Annotated in this window: 5 protein-coding genes; 4 read left to right on the forward strand and 1 reads right to left on the reverse strand. The window is 41.7% G+C overall.

What is annotated here, in order from left to right; all coding sequences use genetic code 11:
• On the reverse strand, positions 1-1,171 hold a 1,171-nt coding region (gene istA, locus RM811_RS09005), incomplete at its 3' end, for an IS21 family transposase (protein WP_402523122.1).
• Positions 1,172-1,265: 94 nt separating this feature from the next.
• Between istA and RM811_RS09010 the strand changes: the two genes are divergently transcribed.
• The 4 genes from RM811_RS09010 to RM811_RS09025 all read left to right on the forward strand — a co-directional run bounded on the left by RM811_RS09010 (position 1,266) and on the right by RM811_RS09025 (position 5,042).
• Positions 1,266-2,030 carry an IS3 family transposase gene (locus RM811_RS09010; RefSeq protein ID WP_402523125.1) on the forward strand — a complete coding sequence of 255 codons (765 nt, stop codon included), beginning with the start codon at positions 1,266-1,268 and terminating at the stop codon, positions 2,028-2,030.
• 727 nt (positions 2,031-2,757) lie between these two features.
• On the forward strand, positions 2,758-2,946 hold the full coding sequence (xisR, locus tag RM811_RS09015; RefSeq protein WP_402523127.1) for an excisionase family protein: 189 nt from the start codon (positions 2,758-2,760) through the stop codon (positions 2,944-2,946).
• Between the two features lie 298 nt (positions 2,947-3,244).
• Positions 3,245-4,474: a tyrosine-type recombinase/integrase gene (locus RM811_RS09020; RefSeq protein WP_402523129.1), complete on the forward strand. Its 1,230-nt coding sequence runs from the start codon at positions 3,245-3,247 to the stop codon at positions 4,472-4,474.
• Positions 4,475-4,760: 286 nt separating this feature from the next.
• Entirely contained in the window at positions 4,761-5,042 is a 282-nt protein-coding gene (locus RM811_RS09025) for a hypothetical protein (RefSeq protein WP_402523131.1), read from the forward strand.
• The last annotated feature ends 17 nt before the right edge of the window (positions 5,043-5,059 follow it).

Genomic DNA, 5,059 nt, shown 5'->3' on the forward strand with positions numbered 1-5,059 from the left:
GATCCTCGTACTGACTGAGATCCCGTGTTTCTACACAAACCGCCTGATAAAGCGGTTGATGATGCTCACGGATACAGGCCCACTCGTTCTTGCCGTCCCGCAGGAGATGGGTCGCAATCTTCTGATCAGTGATGTCATAAATCCTGAGCTGCCTGTCCAAACCTATGCGGATTCGGACCGTTTGATGCACCCGTTCGGACGGCACGCTGTAACGGTTTCCAAGGACATCGATATAACAGTCGACCGGGACTTTGCGAGTCTCGAAGTAGCTGGTATCAAATGGTGTTCTGGGCAGTACTCTCAGGGTTGGCTTTTCGCGGGCAAAGCGCTCAGCCACACACTCTTGAACGGTGCCATGGATTCGTTGATCCGCGACCACCGCGAGCCACTGTTCCAGTTGCTGATTCAGGTGCGTCAGGCTTTCAAACCGCCGATAGCGCTGGAAGAAGTTTTCCTTGGTGTAACGAACCATGCGCTCGGTCTTGCCCTTGGTCTGGGGCCGGTAAGGCTTGCAGGCTTTGGGGGTAAAGTCATAGTGCTCGGCCAGCATCAGGAAGCCTTCGTTGAAGACCGGTTTACCGTTAGCCGGATGGGATAGAACGGCCGCTTTCTGATTATCAACCAGCACGTTTTTTGTCGCGCCACCAAACCACTCAAAGCTACGCACCAGGGATTCATAGGTGTGTTGGGCATCATTCTTTGGTGCAGCCCAGACGAAGAACCTGCGGGAATAGCCCAGGGTATTCACTGAGAAATACACCTTCTGCAGTTCACCTGCGATGAGAACGTTAACTTCGCCCCAGTCATGCTGTAACTGATGTCCGGGATCGGTCTCGTATCGCGTTGTGGCCAGGGATTTACGCATAACACGTTTGGGTTGAATGTAATCCCGCAACAAGGTCCGGCTGCCGGAGTAACCCTGCTGAACAATCTCGGCGAAGATGACTTCGGCATTCCAGATATCGTCTGCCAGAGATTGATCAACTAGTGGTTTAAAAGCCTCAAGTTTGCTCTGACGAACACCGGCTTTGCGTTTTGGTGGTGACCCTTGACGTTTAAGAGCCCGACTGACTGTCTTGGCAGAGCAGTGACGTTTATGGGCAATATCCTTGATAAAGCAGCCTCGGCTGCGTAATTCCTTTATCATGATCCAGTCCTCTCGGTTGATCATGGCCGCTTCCCTGTTGTTTAGTCGCTACAGGTATCGGCCAGGTGAATCGAGGGGACATCTCAAACTGGTGATTTGGGGACATTAAGGGCTGGTGATGACACGCTCTCAAGATTCCATGGCGTACAACTGTTTGTCTGTCGACATGAAGCAAATATTTGAGTCATCTCGTGGCTCGTATGGCTCTCGGAGGATGTCAAAGGCTCTCCGGGCGCTGGGTTATGACATTGGGCGATATAAAGCCGATCAAATGATGAAAGAACTTGGTCTGGTCGTCAGGAAGGCCCGTAAATTCAAGGTAACAACCAATAGTAAGCATAAGTATCCAGTTGCAGAAAACTTGCTAAATCGGGAGTTCACAGTCTCCGCACCTGATAAGGCGTGGGTCGTTGACATTACCTACTTATGGACGCGTGAAGGTTGGGTCTACCTGGCTGCTGTCGTGGATTTATATTCTCGCAAAATCGTGGGTTGGGCGATGAGCCATCGCATGACGACAGATCTGGCTCTTGATGCTTTGAGGATGGCCTACTGGTGTCGAAAGCCAAAACAGGGGCTGCTCCATCATTCGGATCGAGGCAGTCAGTACGCCTCTCACAATTATCAGAATGAACTGAAAAAGTATCACATGGTTTGTAGTATGAGCCGTAAAGGGAATTGCTGGGATAATGCTGTGATGGAAAGGTTCTTTGGCAGCTTGAAACGCGAGCAGACTGACCACCATAATTACAGCACACGCAGAAAGGTTATACAGGATGTTAACGACTACATCATGTTCTACAACAACTATCGATTGCACTCATATCTGGGGTATTGCAGCCCTGTCGATTTCGAGAGCCAAAATGTGAAAAAAGAAGCTTAATCAGGTGTCCGTTTTTACTTGACCACTACAGTTTGGCCGCGCCTTTGCGTAAAGGCCATAGTCAATCTTGATTAGATGACCTTCTGCCGTAAGGCTGCACAACGCTATGCCAATTTGATCATATCCTGCCAGCTTCGCAAAATCCGAACGCAGAAAAACCTCCCTCTTAGAGTGAGCGATCTTGAAGGCAACTTTTTCTTTTAGTGACGAGAGCTTCGCAGGAAAGTGAAGCCTTGGAGGGTTGAAACTGAATGATCAAATGAGAATGAGAATACTTATGCGTAATCTCTGATGATGGGAAGAAGACCAGAAGACCGGAAAATGCTCGTCCATTTTCTGCATATAGGTTACCAAAAGGCATTTTTATATAATATTCTTTATATCTATTTGGAATAAAAAATAGATAAACATATAAAGTAAAGCATTTTATATAATAAGTTGTTGATAATTTGTCAAAAGGGTTGGCTACAAAACGTGTTGGAGTTCGGGAATGGTAAATGGCAACTTAGTTTGATTTTAGCCTATAGAATAAGTGGAAAAGTTAAATATACGAGAGTGGACGTTTTATTATCGATTTGACAGATTTTAATATCTGATTATATTTTCAGGCTAAAAATGACATTAATTTCAGAATAGGTGGATATCGTCGTAAAAAATCATGATTTGCTTTTTATGAAATGTTTTCGATACTTTTATTATTAAATAAAAAGTTGAAGGAGTGTTCAAAATGATGGAATGGGTTAAAACGAATAAATACTATGAAATCTCTGGTGATACCAAAAATGCTTTTTATCAAAAGATAAGGCGAGGAATGTTGTTGGAGGGGGTTCATTATAAGAAAGCAGAAGATGGAAGGATTTGGGTGAATCTTAAAGCTGTCGAGAAGTGGGTGTCTGACTCTAGTAGTATCCACTAAACTCCGCATCAATCTTTATTAACCATAAACGAATCTCCGAAGAAATAAATTTTCTTGTTCATATGGAATTTAGATGGAATGAGTTTGTGCCCATGATTGAGGTATTTATTGGTTGTTTTCCTGAAGTCGTTGATGGTCTGTAGCATAGGATTGTTTACGAATTCAGGGGGGGCTCTGATTTTACTGCCTTAGGGAAATATAACAGCAGTTACCTGGAGCTGAGCCTGTATTTAAATTGGACATAGGCATAGTAACTGCCAAATAGAAATATACGGATTTGATACAGTGAGGATTGGTAATGAAATTTCTGAATAAAATCAAAAGGCCTAAGGGGTTGATTTTCGAAGACAATAAAAAAAGTTTCACTATAAGGCTTTCCTTTATCTTTCAGGGTGTAAGGTGCAAAGAACAATTTCTTCGTAGAAATAAGCCTTCGTCTAATAATAAGGAAGATATTGCTGAATTTGAAAGAAAGATAAAAAAAGAAATAAAAATTGCGGAAAATAAGTTAGGGCAGATTAATCATGAGATTTGTTTGGGGGTGTTTTCTTATTCAAAGCACTTTCCAGGATCTAATAGGGTGGGGTTATTTGAAGATGAAGTTAAAAAAGATGTGCTTGTAAAGAAATTATTGGAGGATTATGAAGAGGTGTGCTTGGAAGGTGTTGTTGCTTATAGCTCATCTCTAAGTCACTCAAAAACAATACGTGGGATTTTAATTCCTTCATTTGGTGATATATTAATTAAAGAGCTAAATAAAAATATGATCCGAAAGTGGTCTAAAGAAAAAAGTAAAACCATTAAAAGTAAAACTATTAAAAACTACTTATCAATCCTGAAACTGGCTATTCAGCCTGCAGTAGATGAAAAGGTAATTCCAGAAAATCCATTACTTGGCCTTGGGATAGATTCCGTGTTAATGAAGGATTCAATGATCTCGGACTTTGAGGTTAACCCTTTTTCAATAGATGAGATAGAAATCATTCTGGAAGTAGCGGAAGGTCAAGATGAAAATTTGTTTCAGACAGCTTTTTTTACAGGGCTCAGAACAAGTGAAATCATTGGATTAAAATGGAGTAAGGTGGATTTTGAAAATAGGGTTATAAAAATTGATATGGCTCGAGTAAAAGGAAAAGACAAAGTGTTAAAAACCGCTACAAAAGGTGTGAGGTCGAGAAATGTTGCTATGCTGGATCAAGCTTACGAGGCGTTAATAAATCAAAAAGAAATAACGTATGGAGCTAGTGATTATGTCTTTATTGATCCTTTAAATAAAGGGCCTTGGGGTGATAGTGCTAAGATTCGCAAAAGGATATGGATTCCTTTGATTAAGAGAACAGGATTAAAGTATAGAAATCCATACCAGACAAGACACTCTTATGCCTGTCTAATGATTAAAAATAATGAGAATGTTTTTTGGATTGCTGATCAAATGGGACATACTGGAATAGAAATGATCAATAGGCATTATGGTAAATTCATCCATGACAAGGATAAAGTATATATCCCAAAAATCACAAAGGATTAGTGCTAAACCTAGTATGTCTAGCATAACTGCTTATATCTTACTTACTAATACTGCAACTAAAAGGCAAGTGCTCACAGCTTCTATGCTTTGCGTGGCCACCATAGCTTATTGCTTTATCGTACCTGTATTTGTATTGAATGGACTTCCACGCTTTTCATAGGGGGCTAGTGTTTTTTCGACACTCACTTTCGTGAAAAGGCAAGTATATGGATAATTGACTTTCGTAAGTGCTCAAAAACCACTGGTATGAGGCAAAATTTCGCATAGTCGTCTACATTTCTCACCCATGACTTTTCCTTTTAATATTCCAGATAATCCAAAAGACGATTTGGTCAGGAAACTGCTGGAATATACGACAAACCTTGAGAAGAAAATCACTCTGGTTCTTGAGGATAATACCTGTCTTCTTGAGGATAATACCTGTCTTCTTGAGGATAATACCCGCCCCCCCTGTGTCAGCATAGTTGTCACCTCTCCTGAAATTAGAAATCTAAACAGGGGGCGGTCAGTGAGTGATCAATGGCCCGCTATTCAGAAGAGTTCAAAGAGTCCGTCATTCAGAAGATGATGCCACCCAATAATGTG

Source organism: Endozoicomonas sp. (assembly GCF_031844845.1).
Taxonomy (GTDB): domain Bacteria; phylum Pseudomonadota; class Gammaproteobacteria; order Pseudomonadales; family Endozoicomonadaceae; genus Endozoicomonas.